This is a genomic window from Paeniglutamicibacter sp. GQ140, from assembly GCF_059759235.1.
This window is the reverse complement of the sequence record NZ_JCAXDW010000006.1, coordinates 142,301-169,181: the sequence shown is the minus strand read 5'-3', so window position 1 is coordinate 169,181 and position 26,881 is coordinate 142,301. Positions and strand designations below refer to the sequence as shown.

Sequence of the window (26,881 nt, the reverse complement as noted above, 5' to 3'; positions counted from 1 at the left end):
GCATGACCGGTATGGTCCGCCTTCAGGCTCAGGTTCCGCAGAACGTCCGGTAGGGGCCGAAGCCCTCCGGGGCCGCGGCGGCGAACCGCTCGAGGCCGGGACGCTCCTGGAAGGGTGCCGTGAGCGCTGCCAGAAGTTGCGAGAACGGCTCCTGGTCGCCGTCGACGGCGGCAGCGAGCGCCTCCTCGACGAGGTGGTTTCGCGGGATGTAGACGGGGTTTCTCCGGTCCATCAGGTCCGCGTCCGGTTCCAGTGCCCGCCAGCGCTGCGCCCAGGCGTCGAACGCTGCCGGGGAGGGGAACATGGAGCGCGCGGACCCGGCGTCACCCCGCGCGGCCCTGCCCAGGCTCAGGAAAAAGGACGTGTAGTCCACGCGGCCTTCCTGCAGGAGGGTGAACAATTCCCCGGTGAGTGAGGTGGCTGATTCATCGTCGAGACCGTCGGCCAGGCCGAGCTTGGCTTTCATTCCGTCCAGCCACGCGGCGCTGTACCGGGTGTGGAAGGTGCCGAGGGATTCCTGTGCCAGGGCAACGGCCTGCTCCTGGTCCTCGTGGAAGAGGGGCAGGAGTGATTCCGCGAGTCGGGCGAGGTTCCACTGCGCCACGAGCGGCTGGTTGCCGTAGGCGTAGCGCCCGGTTTCGTCGATCGAGCTGTAGACCGTGGCCGGATCGAAGACGTCCATGAAGGCGCACGGGCCGTAGTCGATGCCCTCCCCCGAGATGGTCATGTTGTCCGTGTTCATGACGCCGTGGATGAACCCCACCAGCATCCATTGGGCCACCAGCGCTGCCTGTGCCGCGAGCACCGCCTCGAACAGGGCGAGATAGGGGTTCTGCGCCTCCGCCGCTCCGGGATGGTGGCGCGCGATCGCATGGTCTGCCAGTCGACGCAGCAGGGCCTCGTCGTCCATGGCCCGGGCATATTGGAAGCTTCCCACCCTCAAGTGGCTACTTGCCACCCGGGTCAGCACCGCTCCGGGCAACATGGTCTCGCGGCTCACCGGCAGTCCAGTCGCCACCACGGCCAGGGAGCGCGTGGTGGGAATGCCCAAGGCGTGCATCGCCTCGCTGATGAGGTATTCACGGAGCATCGGGCCGAGGGTGGCAAGGCCGTCACCGCGGCGGGCAAACGGCGTGCGCCCCGAGCCCTTAAGATGGATGTCCCGCAGGCGGCCCTCGGCATCGGCGATCTCGCCGAGCAGGAGCGCCCGGCCATCGCCCAGACGCGGCGAGTAGGAGCCGAACTGGTGGCCGGCATAGCCCTGCGCCACCGGGGTGGCACCACTGGGCAGCGCGGTGCCGATCAGCAGCCCCAGTCCCTCGGCATTGCCCAGGGACACGGGGTCAAGGCCCAGCTCGGCGGCCAGCGGCCCGTTGAGCACGACCAGTCGCGGATCCGGAGCCTGTCCGGCCTGCCACGGAACGGCCAGCTCGGGAAGTTCACGGGCAAATTGGCCGTCCAGGATGACGGTTGATGTTGCGTCGACGCTCATCTTTCAAGGGTACCTTCGACATCTGGCCGCAGGTGCGGAAAGACCGATGGTTGCCACCACCGAGCGCTGTGCCCAATGCGGCCCCCGGGCGCTCGGCAACGGCGCGCCACCACACCGGAAAACGGGGAAGGACGCCCCCGCCGGCAAACCGAGCCGACGCACGCGCCCTTGCCTCCCTGTCCCCGCGGCGTGGATCGAGCCGCAGCCCGTGCCCTACATCTGCAGCAACAGGACTCCCGCGTAGCCGAGTCCGGCAATCAGTGCCCAGGAGCTCAGCGCCATAAGCAGGGAGGCACCCCTCGAGGCAAAGAGCTGGCGGATCCGCACCGCCGAGCCCAGGCCGAAGAGCGCGGCGGCCAGGACCACGTCCTGCACGATTGTCGCCACCTCCAGAACTTCCACCGGCACGTCGAAGATCGAGCGCACCGCCACCAACGCCACGAAGCCGATGATGAACAGCGGGACGATCGGTGGCAGCTTCAGCCCCTCTTCCCCGCCGTCCGCCCGGCCCTTGCGCCTGCCGATGATGCCTGCGGCGGCGACCATCGGGGCCAGCGTCAGCACGCGGGTGAGCTTGATGACGATGGCGATGGCCAGTGCCGAGGTTCCTGCGGTCTGCGCGGTGGCCACGACCTGTCCGACGTCGTGCACCGAGGCGCCGACCCATTGGCCGAAGGCCTCCGGGCCCAGGCCCAGCGGACCTGCGAGCAACGGCAGCACGGCAATGGCCAGCGTTCCGCACAGGGTCACCAGCGCCACAGGGATCACGGTGTCTTCGTCCCGCGACCTGCGCACCGCGCTCATCGCGCCGATGGCCGAGGCGCCGCAAATGGAGAAGCCGGTGGCGACCAGCAGCGGCTGGTCCCCGGGAAGCCGGAACGCCTTGCCCAGCAGATAGGTCCCGCCGAAGGCCAGCAGCACGATCAGCACCACCACCCCGAAGGTCGCCCAGCCCAGCTCCAGCACGTCGACGATGCTCAGTTTCAGCCCCAGCAGCACGATGCCTGCGCGCATGAGTTTCTTCCCGGCGAATCCCAGCCCCTTCTTCCAGGGACCTTCCACCAACCTGCCGGTCCCCGGGAGGTTGGCGGCCAGGATGCCCAGCACCACGGCCGTGGTCATCACCGGGATCGAGGGCACAAGCAGGTGGACCAGGAAGGACAGCGGGACCACCACGGCGCAGGCCGCCAATCCTGCCCAATGGCTGGAGATCCCGGCCCGGATGCGTCCGGAGGGCGCCGCGGAACCGGTCTCGACCGGGGGCTGCACGTCAGGCTCGTGTGTTTGATGCACCATGAAGGTGGCTCCTTCGAAAATTTCCTTGCCGCGGTGCGGCCGCGGGCCCCGGGTTCCTGCCGCCGGGACCTGCGGCCGCACCGCGCACAAGGTGTTGGGTACGGTTCCTATTCTGCCCTCTTGTCAGGCTCCCGGCGTCGCCGCCCGGCTCCCGGACTTGAGCTTGGTGCCGTCCGGGCGCGGGGCCCCGAGCACCAGGATGTCGACCTGCTCGTCGGACAGGGTCTTGTTGTGCCTGCGGCGCATCAGGAAGAACACGACGCCCAGCAGGGTCCAGACGGCCAGCGCCGTCATGGATTCCTTGCCCAGCATGCCCGGGGACCCGGGGACGAGCAGCAGCGCCATGAAGACCAAGGCGGTGATGGCGCCCAGCGCACTGAGCACCTTCTTGGAGGTCGAGCGGGTGCCTTCGAGGTCTCCGGGGCGCTCGATGGAGTTGGTCGGGCGGAAGATCTTGAACGCGCACAGGCAGGTATAGAGGTAGGCGACCGTCACACCCACCGCGGACATGTCAACGACCCAGGTCAGTGCCGCGCGGCCGAACCACGGGCTGACCAGGCAGATGGCTCCGACAAAGATGATCCCGATGTACGGGGTCTTGTACTTGGGGTGCAGGCGGGCGAACATCTTCGGGACCATCTGCGCCCGGCCCATGCCCAGCAGGATGCGGCTGGCCGAGACGTAGAAGCCGTTCAGGCCGGTGCTCACGCCCATGGTGATGCCGATGGTCAGCAGCAACATGCCCGCCCCGCCCATGACACCTGTCAATGCGTCCGCGGTGCCCCAGGCCGAATCCCCGGCGACCAGGGCTTCCCACGGTGCGGCCATGGCCACCGCGGCGATCATGGCGCAGTAGAGCAGTGCCGCGGCAAGCAGTGCCAGCACGATCAGGCGCATGGCCTTGGACGGCGGGAAGTCGAATTCCTCTGCCGCCTGCGGCACGTTGTCAAAGCCGATGAAGGCCCAAGGGGCAATGGCCACGATCGCGGCGATTGCGGCGATCGGGTTCACGTCCTTCGGGAAGGCGGGCAGCGCGTTGGAGAGGACCACCTGCGGGCTGGCGATGACGGCAACCAGGATGCAGGCGACGGCAATGAGCATGATGACGCAGGCGATGAACTGGATCTGTCCGGACAGTGCGGTGCCGCGGATGTTGAGGTAGGCAAAGACCGCCAGCGCCACCATCGAAATGACGACCTCCACCAGGTAGACGTCCCACCCGGCCACCGAGTACAGGTACCCCTGCTGGACGACGTCGGGCATGAGCTTGCGGAAGAGCAGTGCGAGCGCCGAGGCGTTCAGCGCCACGATGCAGGTGTAGCCCAGGGTCAGGTACCAGCCGCAGAAGAAGGCGTGGGTCCGCCCGAAGCCGACCAGGGCGAAGGCGAGCTCGCCGCCGGAGACCGGGAAGGACTTGATCAGGAAACCATAGCTGACGGCGATGAGCACCATCAGGGCGCCACCGATCATGAAGCCGGAGACCGCCCCGACCGGACCGCCCATGGCCAGCCAGTCGGTGGGGAGGATGAAGGCGCCCCAGCCCACCGCGGAGCCCAGGGCAATGGCCCAGACCCATCGTGCCTTGAGCGTCTTTTCCATGCGTTCGGGCTGCTCATGGCCGGAACCCGGCGATGCCGCTGCCATGGGAGTTACCACCGACTTATCTGTTGTGGCTTTCATTTTAACCTCGTTCTCGGGTGGTGGCGGCGATGCCACCGCTTGCGAAGACCTGTCACCCCGGAAGGGGCTGACCGGTGGGTCAAGATTTTTGGGACTGCATCATGCTGATGAGTGAAACGTTGACGATGTCCGCGACGCTGGCGCCGCGGGACAGGTCGTTGACCGGGGCGGCCAGCCCCTGCAGGATCGGCCCGTAGGCCTGTGCCCCGGCGAGCCGCTGGGTGATCTTGTACCCGATGTTTCCGGCCGCCAGGTTGGGAAAGATGAAGACGTTTGCGTGTCCGGCCACCGTTGAGCCCGGGGCCTTGGATGCGGCAACCGATTCCAGCAATGCGGCGTCGAATTGCAGTTCCCCGTCGATGCTCAGCGTTGGTTCGGCCGCCCGGGCCAGGGCGGTGGCCGCGCGGACCGTGGAAACGGTTTCGTGCTCCGCGGACCCGGCGGTGGAAAAGGAGAGCATGGCGACCGCGGGCTCCTCGCCGGTGAGGATCCCGAAGGTCCGTGCCGTGGCGCGGGCGATGTCCGCCAGTTGCCCGGCGTCGGGGGTCGGGATGACGGCGCAGTCGCCGTATCCCACATAGCGCCCGTCGGCCAGCCGCATCAGGAAGGAGGAGGAGATGGTGCCGTTGCCCGGGTCCGTGCCCACCACGCGCAGTGCCGCACGCAGCACGTCGGCGGTGGGGCGGGTGGCCCCGGCGACGGCGGCCGCGGCCAGTCCCGCCGGGACCGCCGCGACCGCCAGGAACAGCGGGTCCTCCATCCACCCGGCGGTCTTGGCGGGGCCGAGGCCCGCGACCCTGTCCGCCAGGTGGGCACCGGCGGCGCCCTCGCGCAGCTCGGCCACGTCCATGACCGTGGTCGCACCGGTGAGCGTGACGCCCTCCCGGACCGCCATCGCCTTGATGCGCTCGTGCCCGCCGACCAGGATGGCGGGCACGCCGATCTCGTTGAGCACGCCGGCGGCGGCGATGGCCCGCGGATCATGCCCATCGGCAAGGATGACAGGTCCGCGGGAGCCGGCGGCGGGGCCGGCCAGGAATCGGGCCAGGATGTTTTCGTCGACGCCCGCGGGTCTCACCGTTGCAATGGTCATGGGACGGTTTCCTCCCCGGTTCCTAGACCGCGGCCAGGGTGACGGCCGGCGACTTGAGGTAGCTGTCGGCGGCGCCCATCACGTGGTCGACCTTCTCCAGCAGGTCGTCGAGCACGTCCTGGTCCGCGACCAGCGGCGGGGAAAGCACCAGCATGGTGGCACCGCGGTTGTCCGGGCGGGTGATCAGGTTGACCTCGCGCATGGCCTTGGGCATGACCCGGGTCAGCAGGTCCTTGGATTCCTCGGCCGTGAGTTCGCGCCCGGTTTCCCGGTTGCCGGTGAGCTCGATGGCGTAGAAGAACCCCGTCCCGCGGTATTCCTTGATGCTGGTGTGCGCCGAGACGATCTTGTCCAGGCCGTTCTGGAAGTACGGCTCCAGGCTCCGGACGTTGCCGACGACATCCTCTTCCTTGAGCGCCGTCATGTTGGCCACCGCCACCGCGGTGGAGACCGGGTGGCCTCCCCAGGTGGCCCCGTGGGTGAACATGCCGGCCAGCGGCGAGGCAAGCATGGCGTCGGCCAGCGGCTTGCGGATGATGACCCCGCCCAGCGGCGCGTAGCCGGAGGTGGAGCCCTTGGCGAAGGTGATCAGGTCCGGGACCACGCCGTACTTGATGCTGCCGAACCACTCGCCGAGGCGACCGAAGCCGGTGATGACCTCGTCGGCAACCAGCAGGATGCCGTGCTCGTCGCAAATGGAGCGCAGTTCCTGCCAGTAGCCTGCCGGCGGGACCAGCGCGCCGCGGGAGTTCTGCACCGGCTCGGCGAAGAGCGCGGCGATGGTGTGGGCGCCTTCGCGGGCGATCACCTCGCGGATGGCCTTGATGGAGGGCAGGTCCGCGGCGGAGCCGCCCTCGGGGACGACCTCGCCGAGGGTGTTGGGAACGTGGAAGACCCCTGGCATCAGGGTGCCGAAGGCCTCCTTGTAGGCGGGGATCCCGGTGACGGCCAGGGCTCCGAGGGTGGTGCCGTGGTAGGCCATGTTGCGGGCGATGATCTTGGTGCGCTCGGGTTCGCCCTGGCCGCGGTGGTACTGGCGGGCGAACTTGATGGCCGACTCGACGGCCTCGGATCCGGAGTTCACGAAGAACACGACGTCGAGGTCGCCCGGGGCCAGCCCGGCGATGAGGGTGGCGGCGTCGACCGCGGCCGGGTGGGCCGAACCCCAGTTGGTCCAGTAGGCCAGACGCGACATCTGCTCGTACGCGGCCTTCGGGATGTCCTGCCGGCCGTGGCCGATGTTGGCGCAGAAGAGCCCGGCCAGCCCGTCGAGGAACTTGTTGCCGTCCTCGTCGAAGAGGTAGCTTCCCTCGCCCCGGGTGATGATCGGCAGGTTCGGGTCGTTCCACACCTGGCCTGCGGTGAAGTGCGGGTAGAGATGCCGCTGTGCACGATTGCGGATATCTGAGTTGGTCACGAGACCCCTCCATTCAAAGTTTTCCTGTCAGGGCCCCGGGTGTCTTCTCGACCCGGGGATCCCCGCACCATCCGACGATGCGGTGTGGTGTGTATCACTCTGCCCCTGTGCTGGGCCCTTTCCCAGACCCAAATTGGCGTCACTTTCTAGGTACCAGATGCGCCCCTACACGTAGATCCGCGGCACCCTGGTCCCCACGCGCGTCAGCACCTCGTAGGGAATGGTCCCGGAGGCCTGCGCCCACTGCTCGACATGCGGCTCCCCGGCGTCCCCGGGGCCGAAGAGCAACGCGGCGTCGCCGCGTGCGACGTCGTCGTCGGCCACGTCGATGACGAACTGGTCCATGCAGACCCGGCCCAGCACCCGGTAGCGCCCGGCCCCGACCTGGACGGGGCCGGCGGAGCTTGCGCTGCGGAAGACCCCGTCGGCATAGCCCAGCGGGACGACCGCCAGCGTCGTCTCGCGCTGCGTGGATTCGGTGTGCCCGTAGGAGATCCCGGCGCCGGCCGGGGCGCGCTTGGTCTGCACCACCGCCGCGCCCAGGGTCATGGCCGGGCGCAGCGCCGGGCAGGTGCCGCGCTCCGAAACCGGCAGCGGGTTCACCCCGTAGACGGCGATGCCGGTCCTGACCACGTCGAAGTGGGCCTCCGGGGTCGCGAGCGTGGCGGCGGAGTTGGCGATGTGGCACAGCCCCGGGTCCAGCCCGAGGGACCGCGCCGCGTCGATGGCCTGCCTGAAGACCCGCAGCTGCGCCGCCACCGAGGGGTGTCCGGGCTCGTCGGCGCAGGCCAGGTGGGACCAGATGCCAGCCACCCGGATCCGGCCGGCGACCTCCAGCTCCCGGGCCGCGGTGCACAGCGCGGGCCAGTCCCCGATGGTGGCCCCGCCGCGCCACATGCCGGTGTCGATCTTCAGGTGGATCCGGGCCGCCGCCCCGGCGTCCTCCGCGGCGGCGGCGATTTCCCGCAGCTGCGCCACCGAATACGCGGCAAGCTCGATGTCCTCGGCGATGGCCCGGGCATAGGGGGCGCCGGGGGCGGCCAGCCAGGAAAAGAGCGGGGCGCCGATTCCCGCGGCGCGCAGCGCGAAGGCTTCCTCGAGCACCGCGGTGCCGAGGTAGTCCGCTCCGCCGGCCAGGGCGGCGCGGGCAGCGGGCACGATGCCGTGGCCGTAGCCGTCGGCCTTGAGCACCGCCAGCAGCCTGGCGCCGTCGGCGACCTTGCGCAGCGCCCGCACGTTGGCGGTGATGGCAGCGGTTTCAATGTAGGCGGCCCGTTGCGGCACCGTCCCGGGTGCGGCCAGCGGGCCCGGTGCGTGGTTGTTTTCGAGCGTGCCGGAGAGATTCATGGCGACTTCCTTGTCGTGGGGCTGGGCGCCGGGGCGCGTGCACCGGCGATCGCGCGGCGAGGTGCCCGCGTTAGGTTCTACTGTTGTGCAGGGACGCCGCGGGGCACAGATCCAGATCGGGTGGGGTTCAATGGGTCCACCGGCCGGGCGGGAGGGGGACGGCGCTAGCCGGCGAGCCTGGCGATGACGCGGCCCAGCTCCCTGATGCCCGGGCGGATGGCCTCGAGCTTGATGGCGGCAAAGCCCAGGCGGAAGTGGTTGCGGTTGGCGCCGGGGTCATCGAAGAAGACGTCCCCGCGCTCGATGACGACCCCGGCCTCCAGCGCCCGGGCCGCCAATTGCACGCAGTCCAGGTCCGCGGGGCCGGTGATCCAGACGCTGACCCCGCCCGGGGGCGCCACGACCTTCCAGGGCACGAATTCCTCCAGCGCCTCGGTGAGCACCTGCCACTTGCGCTGCAGTTGGGTGCGGCGCCGCGAGATGGTGCGGTGGTACTGGCCCGATTCGATCAGCAGCGCCATGGCGCGCTGCGGATGGCCGGGGATGTGCCGGATCTTGTAGCGCCGCTGGTTGCGCAACTCGGTGATCAGCTCCGCCTCCGCGACCAGGTAGCCCATGCGCAGCCCGGGGGCCAGGAACTTGGTGAAGGACCCCAGGTAGATCACGTGCCCGGAGTTCGGCAGGGCCTTCAGCGCCGGGGTGGGCTTGCCGCGGTAGCGGAACTCGGAATCGTAGTCGTCCTCGATGACCAGCGCGCCGGCCTCGCGGGTCCCGGCCAGGATCTGCTGGCGCCGGCTGCCCGAGAGGGTGACGTTGGTGGGGCTGTGGTGGCTGGGCGTGAGGTAGAGCAGGTCCAGGTCCCCGAACCGCTCCGGAGGCACCAGCCCGTGGTCGTCAACCGCCAGCGGACGCAGCGTGGCCCCGGTGCGCGCGAAGGTGTGCCGGGCATCGACGTACCCGGGGTTCTCCACCCCGACCACGGTGTCGCGACCCATCATGGTCTGCGCCAGCAGGTCCAGGCCCTGCTGGGAACCGGCGGTGATCAGGATGTTTTCCGGCCCCGCCTGGATGCCGCGGGCCGGCAGGACCCGCTTGCACAGCACCTCGACCAGGTACGGGTCGTCCTCGTCCACCGAGTCGCGCAGCGAATAGAACAGGTGCGGTGGATCCAGGGCGTCGCGCAGCGCCCGCGACCAGGCCAGGCGCGGGAAGTCCCGCTCGTCGACCTGCCCCGCCACGAACGGGTAGGGGTAGGTGGACCAGTTGCGGACCTTGGTGATCTCGGGCATGCCGGCGTCCTCGCGCGGGCGGATGTGCCGGGACCAGTCGACGGACGTCCCCTCGGCCGTGGCGGTGGCGCCGTCGAGTGCGCGGTTGTGCAGCATCCGGGTGTTGATGAAGTAGCCGCGCCGCGAGCGGGACTCGATCATGCCCGAGGCCAGCAGTTCCTGGTACGCGGAGTTGACGGTGTTGCGCGAGAGCCCCAGTTCGCGGGCCAGGTCGCGCGAGGAGGGCAGCGGCTGCTCGGGCACCAGGGTGCCGACGAGGATCTGGTGTTCCAGCGCCTGCCGCAGCTGCCGGTAGAGCGGCTCGCCGGACTCCGTCGACACCGCAATGGGCGTCCGCACCCCGTCGCGCGCTTCCGGCCGAGGCCGCCGGGTTTCCCGGTTCGCGGGGGGCCGGGCCCTAGACGTGCCCATGGTTGGCGCCCGCCGGGACCTGGATATGGAAGCGCGGGACGACCACGATGGGCACCGGCAGGGCGCGCAGCATCTTGTTCGCGGTGGATCCCAGGAAGATCCGGCTCCGCTCCGCCAGCCGGCTGGAGCCAAGCAGGACGATCTCGGACTCGTCCCAGTCGAGGGCGTCGACGGCGGCTTCGGTCGAGCGGCCCTGGGCGACGTCGGCGGTGACGATCGTCCGGTTCCGCACGCCCGCGACGGCCGTCTCCAGGGTTTGCCGGGCGTGGGCGCGCGCCGCCTCGATGCGGTCACCGTGGTGCTTCTCGCCGTCCATGGCCACCAGGGAGACCAGCCGCAGCGGAACGTGGCGGATGGCGGCGGAGTCCACCGCTGCCTCCAGCACCGAATCCGCCCCGGCGCGGGTGCCCAGGGCACAGGTGATGCGGGTGATTTCCCGGGGCGGGAGGTAGCCCGAGGGCGCCAAGGCCACCGGAACCGGCGAGGAATGCAGCAGGGCGTTGGCCACGGAGCCCACGGTGAACCGGCGCAGCGGCCCGGTGCTGGCGGCACCCACCACCACCAGGTCCGCCTTGAACGCCGCCACCGCCTCGAGCAGGCCCTCGGCCATCGAGGCGGCAAAGCGGATGTGGGTCCGCGCCACCATGCTGGAGGGCACGAGCGCCAACGCCCGGTCCATCCATTTTTGGGCGGCCTGCTGGAGGAACTCCTGGTACACGCGCTCGTTGCGGGTGGCGGCCTGGGCAGGCGGGACGCCGGGGATGATGTGGACCAGCTCGATCTCGGCGCCCAGGGGTGCGGCCAAGGACCGGGAGAGCGCCAGGGCCAGCGAGATGGCCTCGCGGCCGCGCTTGTCCTCGGTGCATCCAACGACATACCTCATGGCGTGGGTTCCCCCTTTACTGGGAGTCGGTGCGGGATGTTCACCTCATGACTACCAGTTCACGCGGCGGGGGCGGAAAGAATGACGCCCCTGTGACGCGGCGCACTATTTTTCCATCGAGTGCTGCGCCAGGAAGGAATACACTTCGGTCTCGTCCACGCCCGGGAAGGCCCCCTGCGGCATGGCGGCCAACAGGTGCGTCTGGGCACGGGCACTGGGCCAGGCCTGCCCCGCCCACTGCCGTTGCAGCTCCAGCGGCGGGCGGCGGCAGCACGATTCGTCCGGGCAGGTGGAGGTCGAGCGCTCGGTGGTGTCGCGCCCGCGGAACCACTTCACGTGCACGTAGGGAACCCCGATGCTCAGCGAGAACTTGCCGGTGTTTGAACGCTCGGTCCGCGCGGTGCACCAGAAGGTGCCGGCGACCGTGTCGGTGTACTGGTTGTAGGCGCTGAACTGGTCTGCCACGTCGAAGACCTCGCGGCTGGTCCAGTACCTGCACACCGACTGGCCCTCGATGGCGCCCATGTGGTCCATCGGGAAGTTCACGCCGTCATTCTCGTAGGCCTTGTGGATGATGCCCGATTCGTGGACCTTCTGGAAATGCACGGTGATGCCCAGGTGTTCGGTGGCCAGGTTGGTGAAGCGGTGCGCGGCGGTCTCGTAGGAGACGGCGAAGGCGTCCCGGATGTCCTCGACGGCCAGCTCGCGGGCGCTCTTGGCGCGCTGCAGGAATTCCACCGTGGCCTTTTCCGGCATCATCAGGGAGGCGGCAAAGTAGTTGGTGGCCACGCGTTGGCGCAGGAACTCGGCGTAGTCGCCCGGGGTGGCATGGCCCAGCACGTGGTGGCCGAAGGCCTGGAGCAGCACCGAGCGGGTGGAATGTTCCGAGCGCTGGGACTGGGTGAGGTAGACCCGCATGTTCTTCAGGTCGGTGACCGAGCGGGTGGAGTGCGGTAGGTCCGAGACGTTGTGCAGGGAAAAGCCCAGGTGCGAGGCGATGTCGGCGACCTGGTGGTGCGAGAGCGGGCCGGACGCATGGCCGATGGCCTTGAGCACGCGAGCGGCCTCCTTCTCGATCGCCGGGAAGTAGTTGTTGCGCGCCTTCATCTCGCCGCGCAGTTCCGCGTTGGCGCGGCGGGCCTCTTCGGGCGTGGCCGACTGCTCGTTGAGCCGCCGCTCCAGCTCGCCCTGCAACCCGACCAGGGATTCGAGCACGTCCATGGGCAGGCGGGAGGAGATGCGCACCTTGGGCAGTCCGAGGGATTGGTAGAGCGGACCGCGCTGGGCGCGTTCCAGCTCGATTTCCAGGGCTGCGCGCCGGGTGGGCGGCGCGGCGCCGAGCAGCTCGTCCAGCCCGACCCCGAAGATCGCGGCCAGGGACTTGAGCATGCTGAGCTTGGGCTCGCGCTTGCCGTTTTCCATCAGCGACAGCTGGCTGGGCGCGGTCCCGACGGCCTCGGAGAGGTCATCGAGGGTCATCGACTTGGCCTTGCGCAGGTGGCGAATCCGCCGGCCGAGGGAAATGATGTCCAGTTGCTCGGCGTCCTCCGGCGACAGTGCGCTCTTTTCCGGCGTAGCGGGCCGGCTCCATGTGGGGGTGCTCACGTTTTCAGGGTACGCGAAGAAGTAAAGATCTTCCCAGCACTTTGTCCGATCAGAAGGATCCGGAAACGCCAAACATGCGTTTCGGGCAATTTCCAGGTTCGTGGTCTTCGCCCGGGGTTGCGCCGAATACGCGCCGCTGACAGCATGAAACCGGTGACCGACCACGCGAAGTACCTCAAGGCCTACGACGACCAGCTCCGCACCGACGCCGAAACGCCCAGCGCGATCCGGGTCGCGAGGCTGGAGACCCTGCGGCTGGTGACGTTCGCCGGCGGGCGCGGCTTCATCACGTACCGGGATCTGGGATCCCTTGACGAAGACGGGGTCACCGCACTCGTTGGCCGGGCGCTGGACCATTACCGCAAGGATCCGAAAATCGCCGGCGTCGAGTGGAAGAGCCGGGGACACGACCATGCGCCGGGGTTGCACGAGGCGCTGCTGGCCCATGGATTCCTGCCCGGGGAAACCGAATCGATCATGATCGGAGCCCCGGAGGGGTTATGCGCCGACGTCCCGACCCCGGCCGGGGTGGGACTGCGGCGGATCACCGGCGAAGCTGATGTTCGCGCCATGTGCACGATGGTCGAGGCGGCATTCGGCAACCCCGCCAACACCCGGCTGGCCGATGCCCTTCTTAACCGCCTGGCCCTCAACGACGGCATGGAGCTGTGGGTGGCCGAGACCGATGGGCGCATTGTCGGCGCAGGCAGGCTCGAGCCCGTGCCGGACTCCGACTTCGTGGGCATCTGGGGCGGCGCCACCCTCGCGGCCTACCGCGGGCGCGGCATCTACCGCGCCCTGACGGCGGCACGAGCGCGGTCGGCGCTGACCCAGGGCAAGAAGCTGGTCCACAGCGACTCGACGGAGTACTCGCGGCCCATCCTCGAACGCTCCGGCCTGCTCAAGGTCTCGACAACCACCCCCTATAACTGGTCGCGCTGAGCCGGCAGGCCACTCCTCCCGACTACGCCTTTTTCGAGGCCCCGATGGCCCAGACCCGCGGCAGGGCCACGCCGTTGACGGCGCTGTCGCCCACCAGCCGGGCCTTGTAGACCCAGGGGTTGTGGTTGCCGGCGGTGCGGGCATTGCGCCAGTGGCGATCAAGGTTCTTGGTAGTACTGGTGGCCGAGGCGGCCAGGGCGTCAAAGGCGTGGGTCACCGCGTTGAGCACCAACGGGGTGAGCGCCACCTGCGCCTGGGCCGAGGCCAATTCCGCGGCATCGTTGGCTTCCTCGTCCTCTTGCCCGGTGACGTCGCCGGTGTGGATCCCGACGGCGGTATCGTGGGCGCGCTGCAGGGAGGCGGCCACACGCTCCACCGCGCCTGCAGCGACGAATGCCGCGGCGGACACCTCGCCGACGATTTGCAGCAGCTGCGGGTCCTGGCCCGCCACCTCGGCCGCCGCGTGGCTGAAGGTGCGCTTGCGTGCGGCCAGCTCGGCGGCGAACTCGCGTTCAACGGCGCGCGCAGTTCCCGCCAGCACCGCGAGCAGCACCTCCTGGTAGAAGGCGGTCTGGTACTTGAACCGGGTGTCGAATTCGATGAGGTTCTCGGGGGCAACCACAGCGTTGGTGAATGTGGAGGTTCCGGTGCCGGTGGTGCGCTGGCCGAAGCCGTCCCAGTCGTCCTCGAGCCGCACGCCGGGCTGGTGGGCGTTGACGGCCGCAATGACCCGGGTGCCGGTGTCGGCACGCTGCGCGTAGGTGTCGATCCAGTCGGCGTAGATCGACCCGGTCGAGTAGTACTTGGCCCCGTTGACCACGAACCCGCCGTTGCCGTCCGGAGTGACCTTGGTGTTCACCTCCCCCACGGTGACGGTCCCGACCTCCGTCCAGGAGTTGCCGACCAGCTCGCCGGCGGCAAAGCGCGCCAACCAAATGTCGCGATTCTCGCCGGGTGCGGCGACCAGCCGGTCCTCCACAAAGGCGAAGTGCGCACGGAGCGCCTGGGTGATGTTGGGGTCGGCTGCAGCCAGTTCGGTGAGCAGTTCGAAGAGCTCCGGAAGCGTGGCACCTGCCCCGCCGTGGGACTCGGGCACGCGGACCGCCCCGAACCCGGCGGCGGCCAGCGCCGCCACCTGTTCGCGGGGTAGCGACTGGGTGCGATCGCGTTCCGAGGCACCGGCGGCGATGTCGGCGAAGAGCGGGGCGAAGCGGGCCGAGAGCTGCTCGAGCCGGCTGCGGGTCAGGGACGTCGTGGTCATGTGTTGGCTCCTGGTGGTGTCGACGAATGGATGGAAATGGATCGGGTCGGCCGCGGAAAGCGACCCCTCACCTATTTCGGCGGGCAAGGACTGCGCGAAGCCGCTTCCCGTCGGACATGCAGGGCCGTCGGAATCGCGAAGCCTCCATCGTTCCTGGCCGAAGCACTATCCACGGATTGCTCCGTGGACTTGCTGCGGCGTCAACAAGCCAGGTCTCTCGGCCGCTCTGGATGGGTACCCGTTGAGTCAAACAGCCGACATGATCGGGCGGAACCCGGATGTCACATGAGGACCAAGTACCGACGCCCAAGGTCACACTGGGGATTTCCCGCGGCGCGGGTCCGGACCCCAGGGGATATTCGCCAGGGCAACGCGTCATCGACGGCAAGAAACCTTTATCTTTCGACACGAACTTGGAACGGGGCCGAGCAGGTGCACCGAATGTCGGGCCCCTGGGAAGGGCAGTCCGACAGCCAAAACATCTTGCCGGATTTCATGCCACGGACCCCAGAAGAAAACTAGAATTGAGGTACGGACAAAGGACCCGGTGATGACGATGAAAAAGATGTTCCCCCGCCCGGAAGGCGCCCAGGGCAGGACCTCACGGATGGGTCCTGCCGCCCTGCACGGTTCGGCGTCAAGCCCCGGCCTTCCAAATCTCGCGGGTGCCCAGATCCCCGGTCCCGGCACCAGGCACCTGCTTTACGGCGAGGACGGCCGGCTGTCCGACGCGGCCGCCGACCCCTGGGAGCTTGAGGGACATTTGGGGTCCCGCGGCGGGCTTCGCCGTTTCCTGGGGCGCTTCCTCGGTCGCTCGGCGCGCCGCCAGGAATCCGATCCGATGAATCCCTGACCCATCGGTCAACGCAGGCGCAGGAAACCACTTCCGTGGTTCCTGCGCCTGATGCTCCCACGGCCATGTCACGAAAGCCTCCCCAGCCCTCCAGGTCTGGTTACATGTAGCAAGGGAACGAGTGTGAGGGGGCGAGCGCCTACGTGGCCAAGGAATCCACCGGCGCGGCCGGGACGATACCCGACCCGGTGCTTCGATCCATTGGCTTTCTGGCATTTTTTGACCGCTTCGCCACCCCTCCGATGCTCGTCGCCCTGACCACGTTCACCGAACTGACCCTTGCCCAGGCAGTCCAGTTGGTTGCCGCCTATTCGCTGTTCTACGCGCTCGGGCAGCCATTGTGGGGCTTGCTCAGCGACCGGTTCGGCCGGCTGACGGTGCTGCGGCTCGCCTTGGCCGGTGCCGCGGTCGGCGCCGTCACGAGCGCCCTATTCGTTGCCTACGGGCCGCTGCTCATGGTCCGGGCATTCACGGGCTTCATGTTCGGTGCCCTCTACCCGACCCTGCTCACGCTGCTGGGCGACACCCGGAAGGGGACCGACCGCGCACGGGGGCTCTCTGACCTGCAAATCTATTCCTCGCTGGGGGCAACCCTCGCCACTTTGGGCGCCGGAGCCGTTGCAACCTTTGTCGATTGGCGTCTGGTCTTCGGGCTTCCCGCGCTCGGGGCCGCGGCAATTCTCGCTGCGTTGGCAAGGGTGCGAGTACCGCCGGCGGTGCGCGGTCGATTCCGGCTGCGGCTGGCCTTCACCCGCGCGGCGGTTGGCCTCTATGCCATTGCCATGCTGGAAGGCATGGTGCTGCTCGGCACCCTGACCTACATCGTGCCGGCGCTCCAGCACGCCGGCGTGGGGATCGGCTTGGCCGGGCTGTTGGCCACCGGCTATGCCGTCGGGGTGATAGTCGGTGCCCGCGCGATGAAGACCCTGGTGCACCATTTCTCCCGGACCCGGCTGATCTGTGCCGGGGGCTCGGTACTGGCGCTGGCCTGCGGGATCTCCATGCTGTGGCCCGTCCCGGCGGCGGTCACCGCCACTGCGACCCTGATCGGGGTGGCCAACGCCGTCATGCATTCGTCCATGCAGGGCTGGGCAACCGACGTGTCACCACGGGCCCGCGCGACAACGGTATCGATGTTCGCCGCATCGCTGTTCCTGGGCGGATCGCTGGGAAATTTCGCCACCGCCGCGCTCGCCGAGACCGGTTCCTTTGCCGTCATCTTCGGATTCGGCCTGCTGGCCAGCGCGGTGCTGACAATCGCCGCGACGACCGCCCATGCCGGATGGAGCCGCGGCCACGCGGATCCCGCAACCCGGGGATAGCCGCCACGACGCTTTCGGGTGTACCGCCCGTGCCACGTTACCCGGCGGTCCCCACCGGCCCGTGGTCGTTGCCGTTTCGGAACCGACGCCGGAACACCGGGGAAACATTGCCCGCGACCTCGTTCACCAACCTGTGGGCGAGTCTTTGCCGACAGGCCCCCTGCCCGGACCCCAATCCCGGTGTCCCATTCACCCGGGCTTGGAATGTTGGAGGTGCCCACGAAAAGGTCGGCAGGTATTCCCCCCATACCCGGAGGTACGTCGTGCAGTCGTTCACCAAACCACCCAAGAAGCATTCATTGCGCCCCATCGGGCTCACCGCCGGAACCCTGGCCCTTCTGGCCGCGGCAGCCCTGGTCGCTCCCGCCGCCAGCGCCGCACCGGCGGCCGGCGATTGGGACGCGGCCGCCTACCGCGGCGCCGTCGATGTCGTGAAGTCGGCAGGCGACACCGCCGGGCAGGCCATCGATGGAGTCGTCTTCGATGACACAAACAAGAACTCCAGGCAGGACGCCAACGAGCGCGGCGTCAACGGCGTGACCGTGTCAAACGGGCGCGACGTCACCAAGACCGATTCGAAGGGCCGCTACGAGCTGCCTGCCTTCGACAACATGAGCGTGTTCGTCACCCAGCCGCGCGGCTACCAGGTGCCGGTCGACGAAAACAACGTCGCCCAGTTCTCCTACCACCACCTGCCCGCAGGTTCCCCGGAGCTGAAGTTCGGAGGCATCGCCCCGACCGGCGCCCTGCCCGAGGCAGTGAACTTCCCGCTGGCCAAGAGCAAGCTGACCCAATCCCCCGAGCAGCACTGCCTGATCGGCGGCGACATCCAGACCTACAATCAGGACGAGGTCGAATACGCCCGCAACGGCGCCTTCGCCGACCTGGCCCAGCGCACCGACTACGAGGGCTGCGGCGCCCTGTTCATTGGAGACGTGGTCGGCGACGACCTTTCCTTCTACCCGCAGACCCGCGAGCTGGCCAGCGTCCTGAACGGCCCGGCGCGCTTCCTGCCCGGCAACCACGACCTGGACTTCGACTCGACCACCAGCGAGCACGCGTTCGACACCTTCAAGGCCAACCTCGGCCCGGAGTACTACTCCTACGACGCCGGCAAGGCCCACGTGGTTGCGCTTAACACCGTCGAGTACCCGACCAAGCAGCCCGCCGCGAAGGGCGACTACACCGGTTCCCTGGACGAGCAGCAGCTCCAGTGGCTGCGCAACGACATCGCTCAGGTGCCGATGAACAAGGTCATCGTGCTGGCCGCGCACATCCCGCTGCTTGACTTCGCCGACCAGGGAAGCGCCAAGCACCAGGTCAAGCAGGTCGCCGAGATCTACGAACTGCTGAAGGGCCGCGAGGTCGTGGCATTGGGCGGACACACCCACAGCATCGAGAACATGCGCGAGGGCGACAAGCTCGAGGGCTGGAACGACATCTTCGGCATCGACGGCCTGCCCTTCACCCACATCACCGCCGGCGCGATCTCCGGTGACTGGTACTCGGGACGCGACGGCGAGAGCGGCTACCCGCTCGCCCTGCAGCGCGACGGCGGACGCCCGGGCGTGCTGACCCTTGACATCAAGAACACCGATGTCGTCGAGCGCTTCACCGTCCGCGGCGAAGAGGACTCCGTGCAGATGGCCCTGGGGCTGAACACCCCTGCCTACCGCGACTGGTACGCCGCGAACCTTTCCAACAAGGGCAAAGCCCCCGAGTTCGAGAACCCGCTGTCCGTGCCGAAGGCCGACCTGGCCAACAACACGTGGCTGACCACCAACTTCTGGATGGGTTCCACCGGCTCGACCGTCAAGGTGAGCATCGACGGCGCGGCATCCACCGAAGCGACCCGCACCCAGGCAATGGAAGGCGAAGCCCCGCTGGTCGGCGCCGAGTACTCCGACCCGGTGGCAGTGGCCGAGCAGCTGGTCAACGGCGGCAGCGTCGCTGACCGCTCCATGCACCTGTGGCGCCTGGAACTGCCCTCCGGCCTCGCCGTCGGCGAACACACCGCGGAGGTCACCGCGACCGACGTGCACGGCCGCGAATTCACGCAGACCCTGACCTTCGAGGTCACCGAGTAGCATCCCGCTTCACACATTCCAGCGCACTGGCGGTGCGTCGCGGCTTTCGGGCCGCGGCGCACCGCCGTCGTTTGTTCGGCTGCCCCGCGGCCGTGCCCGGTGGCACACGGTCGATGTCAGGGGCGTTGTGTCTGTGCCAGCATGAACTCCCGTGCCGCGCGAGCCTGCTCCGCGGTCGGCCTTATGCCGGTGTAGAGCACGAATTGCTCCAGGGCCTGCAGTGCCGCAACATCGGTGCCTGTCACGACCGGCTTCCCGGCGGTGCGCGCCGCGCGAATCAGCGGCGTTTCCGCCGGGACGGACACGACGTCGAACACCGCCTGCGCGGCGGCCACCTGTTCCGGCGGGAACGGCATCTGGTCCGCCTCGGGGCCGCCGGCCATCCCAATGGGGGTGACGTTGACCAAAAGCTCCGCACCGTCGAAGGTCTCCGACGCCCAGGTGAACCCGTAAGTCTCGGCCAGTTTCCGTCCCGCCGCCTCGTTGCGGGCCACCACCACCACGTTTTGGAAGCCGACGTGCCGCAGCGCCGCCACCACCGCCTTGGCCATTCCGCCGGAGCCCCTGACCACGGTCCGCAGGGTCGCGGGAAGCTGGTGGACCCTCAGCAGCTCGACCACCGCCGAAAAATCGGTGTTGTGGGCCGTGAGGACGCCGTTTTCATTGACGATGGTGTTCACCGACTCGATGGCCGCGGCGGAGGGCGCCAAATGGTCAACGAGCGGAATCACAGCTTCCTTGTAAGGCATGGAAACGGCGGCACCCCGGATGCCCAGACCACGGATCCCGGCGACGGCCTGGGCCAGGTCGGTGGGGGCGAATGCCTTGTAGATCCAGTTCAGGCCCAATTGCCCGTACAGGTGGTTGTGGAAAAGTGTCCCGTTGTTGCTGGGTCGCGCCGCCAACGAAATACAGAGCGTCATGTCCTTGTTCAAAATCGGCATGAGCTCAGTCTATTCGGCGGCCACGGACCAAGTTTCTGGACGTCCAGAAAAACGGTCCGGAGGCAACGGCCGGCCCCGAACGGGAATCCGAACAGCAAACGGCGAGCGCTGACGGCGAAGAACACCAACGCCGGTGAGGCCCGGATAGCCGCCGGCCGCGCTCGCTGCCATCGTCGGGTGGTCCGCGCGGAAACGCCACCAGGCCGAACCCGCCCCCGCGCAATGGCGGGCCTCGGAGGCGCACGGCACCAGATCCTGCCCGGGTACCGTCGTCATGGCCTTCCGGCCGGCTGCGGCCCCCGGTGCCTGCCCATGGTCGTTTACGACAGGACAATGACGCCGGTACCGCACGTGAATTTCTTGCCTGGTCTTGTTATTCCGCCGTTTAGCGAGTCTTCACGAGCCTGACCTCCTGCCGGTCCGCGATGGCGGCCTTCCATTCACCGGAGTTTGGAAGGTTGGTGGCGGTCGGCCAACCAGCCGGCCGGTTTTCCCCACACCGGAGGTAAGTCATGCCCTCGTCCACCCAACCGCCGAAAAAACTCCGCGCTCGGCCGCTCGGCATCATCGCAGGAACCGCTGCCGTGCTCGTTGCTGGCACCCTGCTGTCCTCGTCCGCCGGAGCAGCGCCCGCCCAGGGCGACTGGGACGCAAATGCCTACCGCGGCTCCGTTGACGTTGTTGAATCCAACGGCGCCAACAACCAGGATGCCCTCAGTGGCGTCGTTTTCGACGACGCGAACAAGAACTCCGTTCTTGACGGCAACGAACGGGGCCTCAAGGGCGTGGCCGTATCCAACGGGCGCGATATCGCCACGACCGATCCGAACGGCCGCTACGAGCTTCCGGCCTTTGAGAACATGACGGTCTTCGTCACCCAGCCCCGCGGTTACCAGGTTCCGGTCGATGAGCACAATGTCGCCCAGTTCTTCTACAACCACCTGCCCGCAGGCTCCCCGAAGCTGAAGTTCGGCGGGATCGCACCCACCGGTGCCCTGCCGGAGGCGGTGAATTTCCCGCTGGCCCAAAGCAATCTCACCCAGTCCCCCGAGCAGCACTGCGCCATCGGCGCCGATATCCAGACGTACAACCAGAAGGAGGTCGAATTCGCCCGCAACGGCGTATTCGCGGACCTCGCCGAACGCCAGGACTACGCGGGCTGCGGGGCGCTCTTCATCGGGGACGTGGTCGGCGACGATCTTTCGGTCTTCACCCAGACCCGCGAACTGACTTCCATGCTCAACGGCCCGGCACGGTTCCTGCCCGGCAGCCATGACCTGGACTTCGATGCGCTCGACGGCGAGCACGAATTCGACTCGTACCGAGCCCAGTTCGGTCCGGAGTACTACTCCTACGACGCCGGCAAGGCGCATGTGGTGGCCCTGAGCAACATCGAATACCCGACGAAGGTGCCCGCAAAGAAGGGCGACTACACCTACGGGCTCGGCGAGCGCCAGCTCGAATGGTTGCGCTCCGACATCGCGAAAATTCCCAAGAACAAGGTGATCGTGCTGGCCGGCCATAGCCCGCTGCTCGAGTTCTACTACAGCAACTCCCACACGACGAAGCAGCTGCAGGAGATCTACGAGATCCTTGAGGGCCGCGAGGTCGTCTCGCTGGGCGGGCACACGCACATGGCGGAAAACCTGCGCAAGGGCGACTTGATGGCCGGATGGCGCGACGAAGTCGGCGAGGCCGGCCTGCCATTCACGCACCTGACCGTGCCCGCAGTGTCGGGCCATTGGTACGGCGGCCGGGTCCTCGAAAAGGGTTACCCGACGTCCGTCCAGCGTGACGGCACCCCGCCCGGCGTGCTGACCCTCGACATCAAGAACACGGAGGTCACGGAACGGCTCACCATCCGCGGTGGCAACGGCTCCGAGCAGATGTCGGTGGGCCTGAACACCCCGAAGTACCGGGCCTGGTACGCAGAGAACATCTCCGTGCCGCGCGGGTCGGCTCCGGAGCTGGAAAGCCCGTCGGCGGTTTCCCAGGCCGATCTGGCGGGCCGGACCTGGCTGACGACCAACTTCTGGATGGGTTCGACCGGTTCCACGGTCGAGGTCGAAATCGACGGCGGCGAGCCGCTGGTTGCGTCGCGGACCCAGCAGCTGCGTGGCGAGACCCCACTGGTCGGCTCCGAGTACTCCGATCCCGTTGCCATCGCCGAGCAGTTCGTCCACGGCGGCGGCTTGGCCGACAGGTCAATGCACCTGTGGCGCCTGGCGCTGCCCGCCGGCCTCGCCGTCGGCGAGCACACCGCCGAGGTCACCGCAACCGACGTGCACGGCCGCGAATTCACCGAAACCCTGGACTTCGAGGTCACCGAGTAGCTCCCGGGTTCACCCGTTCACACACACCGACGGTGCGTCACGGCCTTGCGGCCGCGGCGCACCGCCGGCGTTTTGCGACTACCTCCCGGACATCCAGCCCATGCAATAGTCAAGGTTCGCGATAACGGTGCGCACCGCGGCCTCGCCGTCCCCCGCCTCGATCGCCTCGACCAGCTCCTCATGACCGGTGGCCAGGCAACCGTCAAACCCGGCCTCGAGCCGCTGGACCATCTTGGTCCCGTGGAAGACGTCGCCGAAGCTTTCGTAAAGCTCGTGAAGCAGCGTGTTCCCCGAGGCCTCCGCCACGCGCAAGTGGAATTCCCAGTCCGCAGCCGACCAGGCCGCGTAGTCCCCGGATTCCCAGGACTCGCGCCGTCGCGCCAGAAGCGAGCGGAGTTCGGCGACCACTGCGGTGTCGGCCGAGCCCGCGGCGAGCCTGGCGGCCTGCGTGTCCAGGGCGAAGCGCACCTGGAGCACGTCCTCGTCCGCGTGTTCGCGAAAGACCCGCTGTGCGGTGCCGCTGATCTCGCTGGTGGCCCTCACGTAGGTCCCGTCCCCGCGCAGCACCTCGAACAATCCGGCATGGGCCAACGCCTTGATCGCCTCGCGCAAGGTTCCGCGGGAGACCCCGAATTCGGCAATGAGCTCGGGTTCGGACGGGATTTTCTCCCCAACGCCCCAGCGGCCCGACGCGACGGCGTCGCGCAGCCGGGCAACAACCTCGTCGGCCAACGGCGGCCTCACCCCGGGGACGCTCATGCCCGCACCTCCACGGGGACGTTCGACTTCCGCCCGATTCCGCCCAGACGGTACCCCAGGACAAACTGCACCAAGGTGATTCCGACGAGGATCACCAGCGGAACCGTCCAGGACCCCAGTACACCCTGCAACAGGCCGAGCCCGAACGGCCCGGCGGCGGCCACCAGGTAACCGACCGATTGGGCAAGGGTCGACAGTGCAGTGGTTTCGGCTGCGCTCTCACCGCTTCGGCTGATCATCAGCATCAACAGCGGGAAGATGCCGAGCCCCATCCCGGTGAGGATCGCCGGGATCACCGAGAACGCGACAGGGAGCAACAGCAGGGAGGTGAACCCGGCGACGGCGCACCCGCAAGTCAGGATGAAGGCGCCGCGCAACAGCCGCGGCTTCGAGGCCATCCACAGCATGAGCAATACGGTGGGGATGCTGACCGCCTGCACCAGGCCCAACATGAAGCCCGCGGTGGCAGCGTCCGATCCGCGCGAGATGAGGATGTGCGGCAGCCAGCTCAACAGCGTGTACACCAGCATCGACTGCACGGCGAAGGTCGAGGTGAACAGCAGGCCCCTGCGGGTGGCCAGCATGGGCCACGGGGAGACGTGTGGTCCCGCGGGTCCGACGGTGCGGCTCCCCCGGATGGCCAGCGGCAGGAAGACCAGCAACGCGAGTGCCGCGGGGATCGCCCAGGCAGCAAGCCCGAGCGTCGGCGAGCCCAAGCGCGCGGCGACCGGCACGCTCAGGGCAGCGGCGGTGGTTGCGCCCACCGACATGGTGACGGTGTAGGTGGCGGTCATGGCCGCGGACCTGTTTGCGTGGTGCTCCCGGATGAAGGAGGGCATGGCCACGTTGCAGATGGCCAGCCCGGACATGCCGAGCACGGTGCCGGCCAGCAGCAGCCAGGTGGACTCGAAGGCACGCACGGCCAGGCCCAGGGTAAGCAGCAGCAGGGCCAGCCCGATCGCCCGTTCGAGTCCGGTGTGCTTGACCAGCCAGGCGGTGCCGGCCCCGGCGAATGCAAAGCAGAGCACCGGGATTGTGGGCAGCAGCGAGGCCACGACGGTTCCGTAGCCCAGCAGTTGTTCGAGGTCGTGGAAGAGCGGCGCCGCGGAGGCAATCGCCGCGCGCAGGTTCAGGCCGACCAGGACCACCGCGGCCACCGTCAACGCCCCGATGACCCAGCGCTTTCGCGTCGCGGGCACGGGTCCGGCCGCCGGCGCGCCTGCGGCTGACTCGACCCCTGCCAATGCGCCGGCGGCATCTTCGATGGCCTGCGGTGGAAGGGGCGGGTGCCGGGTGGTCTCTGAACTCATGATTAAACATTAGACGTCTGATGTTTGTTACGGCGAATCCCGTGGCCTTAACCACGGACCGGTTCGGCCGTCGAAGGCTCCGATAGGCTGGCTGCGGGACCTTGGCGCGCATTGGCCACAGCGTCCCGCAAACCAAAAGGAGCCCGCCACGCATCGCCACCCAGCACTGCCCGCGGCACTGCCGTGGGTCATCGCCGGCATCGTGGTCGTGGCGTTGAGCCTGCGCGCGCCAATCATCGCGCCCACCGCGGTGATCACGGACATCACCTCCGACACCGGGCTGACGGCCGTCGGGGCAGGCCTGCTGACCGGGCTGCCGGTGCTGCTGTTCGCGCTCGCAACCCCGCTGGCCACGCGGAGCATCCGCCGCTTCGGCCCGGAGACCACGATCATCCTGTGCCTGGCCGGAGTGCTTGCCGGAACCGTTCTGCGCTCTCTCGGCCCGGCCTCGGTGGTGCTGGCAGGAACCGTGCTGATCGGCGCCGCCATGACCCTGGGGAACATCGCCGTCCCCGTCCTGATCCGCCGGGACGTGCCCTTCAAAAGAATCTCCGCCGTCACCGGCGCCTACTCGGCCACCATGAACATCGGATCCATGGCCACGCTGCTGGGCACCGCGCCGCTGGCAGCACTGCTTGGCTGGCGCTGGGCAATCGCGGCCTGGGGGCTGGTGACGGCCGCCGGGCTGGCCTACTGGCTGTTGCGCCAACGCCGGGCGCGCCAGGTGGCCGCCCCCGGGCCCGCACCCGAGGCACCCCGCGAATCCACGGCCGGAAGCTCCCGCATCGGCCCCGGGGCGACCGCGGCCACGGTACGCACTTCCACGGACCGGGCGCACTTCCGGCGCGTCGTCGCCCTGCTGGTGCTGGCCTTCTGCGGCCAGTCTGCCGCCTACTACGCCACCACCGCCTGGCTGCCCCTGCTGCTCTCCGACACCCGGGGGTTGGCCCCGACCTCCTCCGGCGCAACTGCCTCGCTGTTCCAGATCGCCGCCGTCATCGGGGCGTTCGGGGTGCCGCTGCTGGCCGCGAGGACAAGACTTTGGATAGCCACCGCCGTCGTCGCCCTGTGCTGGGTCACCCTGCCGATCGGTCTCCTGGCTGCCCCCGAGGCCTTCGTGCTCTGGGCCGTCATCGGCGGCATTGCGCAGGGCGGCGGGTTCACCGCAATCTTCTCGATCATCCCCCGCGTCGCCCACAACAATGCCGACACTGCCTCCGCCTCCGCCCGGATCCAGGCCGGCGGCTACCTCGCCGCGACCTGCGCACCGCCGCTGGCCGGCTGGCTCAACAGCAGCACCGGGTCCTGGACCGCGCCGCTGTTCCTGGTGCTCGCGGCGACCCTCGCCTTCACTGTCGGGTCGTTGTTGGCCGTGCGGCTCGCGGACCGGCGCTGACCCCCGGCACCCGACGCCAAGAGGCTCCACACCACCTCGGCCTGCACCCAGCGTTGCCTGTCAGTCCCCCATTCCCGGACCTCCATGAGGAATACAAACCGCGCCCGCCGCGTTGGCCACCCGTGTGAAGAACATCGGATTCCTGTCATTTGGCCATTGGACCGACCACCAGCAGTCGGGCACCCGCAGCGCGTCGGACGCACTGCTGCAGGCGATCGACCTTGCGGTTGCCGCCGAGGAGCTCGGCGCCGACGGCGCCTACTTCCGCGTCCACCACTTCGCCCAACAGCATGCCTCCCCGTTCCCGCTGCTTGCCGCGATCGGGGCGCGGACCAGCCGCATCGAGATCGGCACCGGCGTCATCGACATGCGCTATGAGAACCCGCTCTACATGGCGGAGGATGCCGGCGCGGCCGACCTGATCTCGGGCGGGCGGCTGCAACTGGGCATCAGCAGGGGTTCACCCGAGCAGGTCATCGACGGATGGCGCCACTTCGGCTTCTCCCCCGCCGAGGGCGAGTCCGATGCGGACATGGGCCGGCGGCACACCGAACGCCTGCTCGAGGTGCTCACGGGCGAGAGCTTCGCGGAACCGAACCCCCGTCCGATGTTTCCGAACCCTCCGGGCCTGCTCCGCGTGGAGCCGTACTCGGCCGGCCTGCGCGAGCGCATTTGGTGGGGCTCCGGCTCGAATGCCACCGCCGTGTGGGCGGCGAAGCTGGGCATGAACCTGCAAAGCTCCACGCTCAAGGACGACGAGAGCGGCAAGCCGTTCCACGTGCAGCAGGCCGAGCAGATCGAGCTCTACCGCCAGACCTGGAAGGAAGCGGGGCACACCCGCGAGCCGCGGGTCTCGGTCAGCCGCAGCATTTTCGCGCTGACGGAAGAGCGCGACTGGCAGTACTTCGGCCGCGACCGCCACAGCTCGGACCAGGTGGGCAACATCGATGCCAAGACCCGCGCGGTCTTCGGCAAGTCCTACGCCGGGGAACCCGACGAGCTCGTTGCGAAGTTGGCCGAGGACGAGGCGATCGCCGCCGCCGACACCCTGCTGCTCACGGTCCCGAACCAGCTCGGCGTCGAGTACAACGCGCACGTCATCGACGCGATCCTGACGCACGTGGCACCGGAGCTCGGCTGGCGCTAACCCCCTGGCCCCAC

Annotated in this window: 20 protein-coding genes; 7 read left to right on the top strand and 13 right to left on the bottom strand. The window is 68.5% G+C overall.

What is annotated here, in order from left to right; genetic code table 11:
• Nucleotides 1-28: 28 nt before the first annotated feature.
• The 9 genes from AC6CHY_RS10740 to AC6CHY_RS10700 all read right to left on the bottom strand — a co-directional run bounded on the left by AC6CHY_RS10740 (nt 29) and on the right by AC6CHY_RS10700 (nt 12,387).
• Nucleotides 29-1,492, bottom strand: a complete 1,464-nt coding sequence (locus tag AC6CHY_RS10740; protein ID WP_498226705.1) for a protein adenylyltransferase SelO — start codon at nt 1,490-1,492, stop codon at nt 29-31.
• A gap of 213 nt (nt 1,493-1,705) precedes the next feature.
• Complete coding sequence (locus AC6CHY_RS10735; RefSeq protein WP_498226704.1) at nt 1,706-2,788, bottom strand: YeiH family protein; 1,083 nt, start codon at nt 2,786-2,788, stop codon at nt 1,706-1,708.
• 123 nt (nt 2,789-2,911) lie between these two features.
• On the bottom strand, nt 2,912-4,432 hold the full coding sequence (locus AC6CHY_RS10730; protein WP_498226703.1) for an APC family permease: 1,521 nt from the start codon (nt 4,430-4,432) through the stop codon (nt 2,912-2,914).
• A gap of 115 nt (nt 4,433-4,547) precedes the next feature.
• On the bottom strand, nt 4,548-5,561 hold the full coding sequence (locus AC6CHY_RS10725) for a phosphotransacetylase (protein WP_498226702.1): 1,014 nt from the start codon (nt 5,559-5,561) through the stop codon (nt 4,548-4,550).
• Between the two features lie 22 nt (nt 5,562-5,583).
• On the bottom strand, nt 5,584-6,978 hold the full coding sequence (locus tag AC6CHY_RS10720; protein ID WP_498226701.1) for an aspartate aminotransferase family protein: 1,395 nt from the start codon (nt 6,976-6,978) through the stop codon (nt 5,584-5,586).
• Between the two features lie 165 nt (nt 6,979-7,143).
• Entirely contained in the window at nt 7,144-8,325 is a 1,182-nt protein-coding gene (alr, locus tag AC6CHY_RS10715; protein WP_498226700.1) for an alanine racemase, read from the bottom strand.
• Between the two features lie 164 nt (nt 8,326-8,489).
• On the bottom strand, nt 8,490-9,935 hold the full coding sequence (pdxR, locus tag AC6CHY_RS10710; RefSeq protein WP_498226699.1) for a MocR-like pyridoxine biosynthesis transcription factor PdxR: 1,446 nt from the start codon (nt 9,933-9,935) through the stop codon (nt 8,490-8,492).
• Nucleotides 9,936-10,011: 76 nt separating this feature from the next.
• A complete protein-coding gene (locus AC6CHY_RS10705; RefSeq protein ID WP_498226698.1) occupies nt 10,012-10,908 on the bottom strand; it encodes a universal stress protein in 897 nt (298 codons plus the stop codon).
• 105 nt (nt 10,909-11,013) lie between these two features.
• Nucleotides 11,014-12,387, bottom strand: coding sequence for a helix-turn-helix domain-containing protein (locus tag AC6CHY_RS10700; RefSeq protein WP_498226754.1), 1,374 nt, complete (start codon nt 12,385-12,387; stop codon nt 11,014-11,016).
• A 270-nt stretch (nt 12,388-12,657) separates the two neighbouring features.
• Here AC6CHY_RS10700 and AC6CHY_RS10695 point away from each other — a divergent pair, with 270 nt between their 5' ends.
• Nucleotides 12,658-13,455, top strand: coding sequence for a GNAT family N-acetyltransferase (locus tag AC6CHY_RS10695; RefSeq protein ID WP_498226697.1), 798 nt, complete (start codon nt 12,658-12,660; stop codon nt 13,453-13,455).
• Between the two features lie 22 nt (nt 13,456-13,477).
• On the opposite strand, the gene AC6CHY_RS10690 is transcribed toward AC6CHY_RS10695, so the two are convergent.
• A complete protein-coding gene (locus tag AC6CHY_RS10690; protein WP_498226696.1) occupies nt 13,478-14,716 on the bottom strand; it encodes an acyl-CoA dehydrogenase family protein in 1,239 nt (412 codons plus the stop codon).
• 550 nt (nt 14,717-15,266) lie between these two features.
• Here AC6CHY_RS10690 and AC6CHY_RS10685 point away from each other — a divergent pair.
• The 3 genes from AC6CHY_RS10685 (at nt 15,267) to AC6CHY_RS10675 (ending at nt 18,978) form a co-directional block, all read left to right on the top strand.
• Nucleotides 15,267-15,569, top strand: a complete 303-nt coding sequence (locus AC6CHY_RS10685) for a hypothetical protein (RefSeq protein ID WP_498226695.1) — start codon at nt 15,267-15,269, stop codon at nt 15,567-15,569.
• A gap of 143 nt (nt 15,570-15,712) precedes the next feature.
• A complete protein-coding gene (locus AC6CHY_RS10680) occupies nt 15,713-16,891 on the top strand; it encodes an MFS transporter (protein WP_498226694.1) in 1,179 nt (392 codons plus the stop codon).
• Nucleotides 16,892-17,154: 263 nt separating this feature from the next.
• Entirely contained in the window at nt 17,155-18,978 is a 1,824-nt protein-coding gene (locus AC6CHY_RS10675; RefSeq protein WP_498226693.1) for a calcineurin-like phosphoesterase C-terminal domain-containing protein, read from the top strand.
• Between the two features lie 116 nt (nt 18,979-19,094).
• On the opposite strand, the gene AC6CHY_RS10670 is transcribed toward AC6CHY_RS10675, so the two are convergent.
• The gene (locus tag AC6CHY_RS10670) at nt 19,095-19,922 is read right to left on the bottom strand and encodes a shikimate 5-dehydrogenase (RefSeq protein WP_498226692.1); all 828 of its coding nucleotides are present in this window, start codon (nt 19,920-19,922) and stop codon (nt 19,095-19,097) included.
• A gap of 584 nt (nt 19,923-20,506) precedes the next feature.
• On the opposite strand from AC6CHY_RS10670, the gene AC6CHY_RS10665 reads away from it, so the two are divergent.
• On the top strand, nt 20,507-22,255 hold the full coding sequence (locus AC6CHY_RS10665) for a calcineurin-like phosphoesterase C-terminal domain-containing protein (protein WP_498226691.1): 1,749 nt from the start codon (nt 20,507-20,509) through the stop codon (nt 22,253-22,255).
• 78 nt (nt 22,256-22,333) lie between these two features.
• On the opposite strand, the gene AC6CHY_RS10660 is transcribed toward AC6CHY_RS10665, so the two are convergent.
• Both AC6CHY_RS10660 and AC6CHY_RS10655 read right to left on the bottom strand, forming a co-directional pair.
• Nucleotides 22,334-23,014, bottom strand: a complete 681-nt coding sequence (locus AC6CHY_RS10660; protein ID WP_498226690.1) for a FadR/GntR family transcriptional regulator — start codon at nt 23,012-23,014, stop codon at nt 22,334-22,336.
• Entirely contained in the window at nt 23,011-24,324 is a 1,314-nt protein-coding gene (locus tag AC6CHY_RS10655; RefSeq protein WP_498226689.1) for an MFS transporter, read from the bottom strand. The genes AC6CHY_RS10660 and AC6CHY_RS10655 overlap by 4 nt, the downstream gene beginning before the upstream one ends.
• Nucleotides 24,325-24,532: 208 nt before the next feature.
• Here AC6CHY_RS10655 and AC6CHY_RS10650 point away from each other — a divergent pair, with 208 nt between their 5' ends.
• Both AC6CHY_RS10650 and AC6CHY_RS10645 read left to right on the top strand, forming a co-directional pair.
• Nucleotides 24,533-25,720 (top strand): MFS transporter, encoded by a 1,188-nt coding sequence (locus AC6CHY_RS10650; protein WP_336245079.1) that lies wholly within the window; start codon nt 24,533-24,535, stop codon nt 25,718-25,720.
• A gap of 124 nt (nt 25,721-25,844) precedes the next feature.
• On the top strand, nt 25,845-26,867 hold the full coding sequence (locus AC6CHY_RS10645; RefSeq protein WP_498226688.1) for an LLM class flavin-dependent oxidoreductase: 1,023 nt from the start codon (nt 25,845-25,847) through the stop codon (nt 26,865-26,867).
• Nucleotides 26,868-26,881: the final 14 nt, after the last annotated feature.

What these genes read in the sequence shown, in the direction of transcription:
- AC6CHY_RS10740 (WP_498226705.1), bottom strand. Translation starts at nt 1,492, where the DNA reads ATGAGCGTCGACGCAACATCAACCGTCATCCTGGACGGCCAATTTGCC.
- AC6CHY_RS10735 (WP_498226704.1), bottom strand. Translation starts at nt 2,788, where the DNA reads ATGGTGCATCAAACACACGAGCCTGACGTGCAGCCCCCGGTCGAGACC.
- AC6CHY_RS10730 (WP_498226703.1), bottom strand. Translation starts at nt 4,432, where the DNA reads ATGGCAGCGGCATCGCCGGGTTCCGGCCATGAGCAGCCCGAACGCATG.
- AC6CHY_RS10725 (WP_498226702.1), bottom strand. Translation starts at nt 5,561, where the DNA reads ATGACCATTGCAACGGTGAGACCCGCGGGCGTCGACGAAAACATCCTG.
- alr (WP_498226700.1), bottom strand. Translation starts at nt 8,325, where the DNA reads ATGAATCTCTCCGGCACGCTCGAAAACAACCACGCACCGGGCCCGCTG.
- AC6CHY_RS10705 (WP_498226698.1), bottom strand. Translation starts at nt 10,908, where the DNA reads ATGAGGTATGTCGTTGGATGCACCGAGGACAAGCGCGGCCGCGAGGCC.
- AC6CHY_RS10700 (WP_498226754.1), bottom strand. Translation starts at nt 12,387, where the DNA reads ATGACCCTCGATGACCTCTCCGAGGCCGTCGGGACCGCGCCCAGCCAG.
- AC6CHY_RS10695 (WP_498226697.1), top strand. Translation starts at nt 12,658, where the DNA reads ATGAAACCGGTGACCGACCACGCGAAGTACCTCAAGGCCTACGACGAC.
- AC6CHY_RS10690 (WP_498226696.1), bottom strand. Translation starts at nt 14,716, where the DNA reads ATGACCACGACGTCCCTGACCCGCAGCCGGCTCGAGCAGCTCTCGGCC.
- AC6CHY_RS10685 (WP_498226695.1), top strand. Translation starts at nt 15,267, where the DNA reads ATGACGATGAAAAAGATGTTCCCCCGCCCGGAAGGCGCCCAGGGCAGG.
- AC6CHY_RS10670 (WP_498226692.1), bottom strand. Translation starts at nt 19,922, where the DNA reads ATGCCGATTTTGAACAAGGACATGACGCTCTGTATTTCGTTGGCGGCG.
- AC6CHY_RS10660 (WP_498226690.1), bottom strand. Translation starts at nt 23,014, where the DNA reads ATGAGCGTCCCCGGGGTGAGGCCGCCGTTGGCCGACGAGGTTGTTGCC.
- AC6CHY_RS10655 (WP_498226689.1), bottom strand. Translation starts at nt 24,324, where the DNA reads ATGAGTTCAGAGACCACCCGGCACCCGCCCCTTCCACCGCAGGCCATC.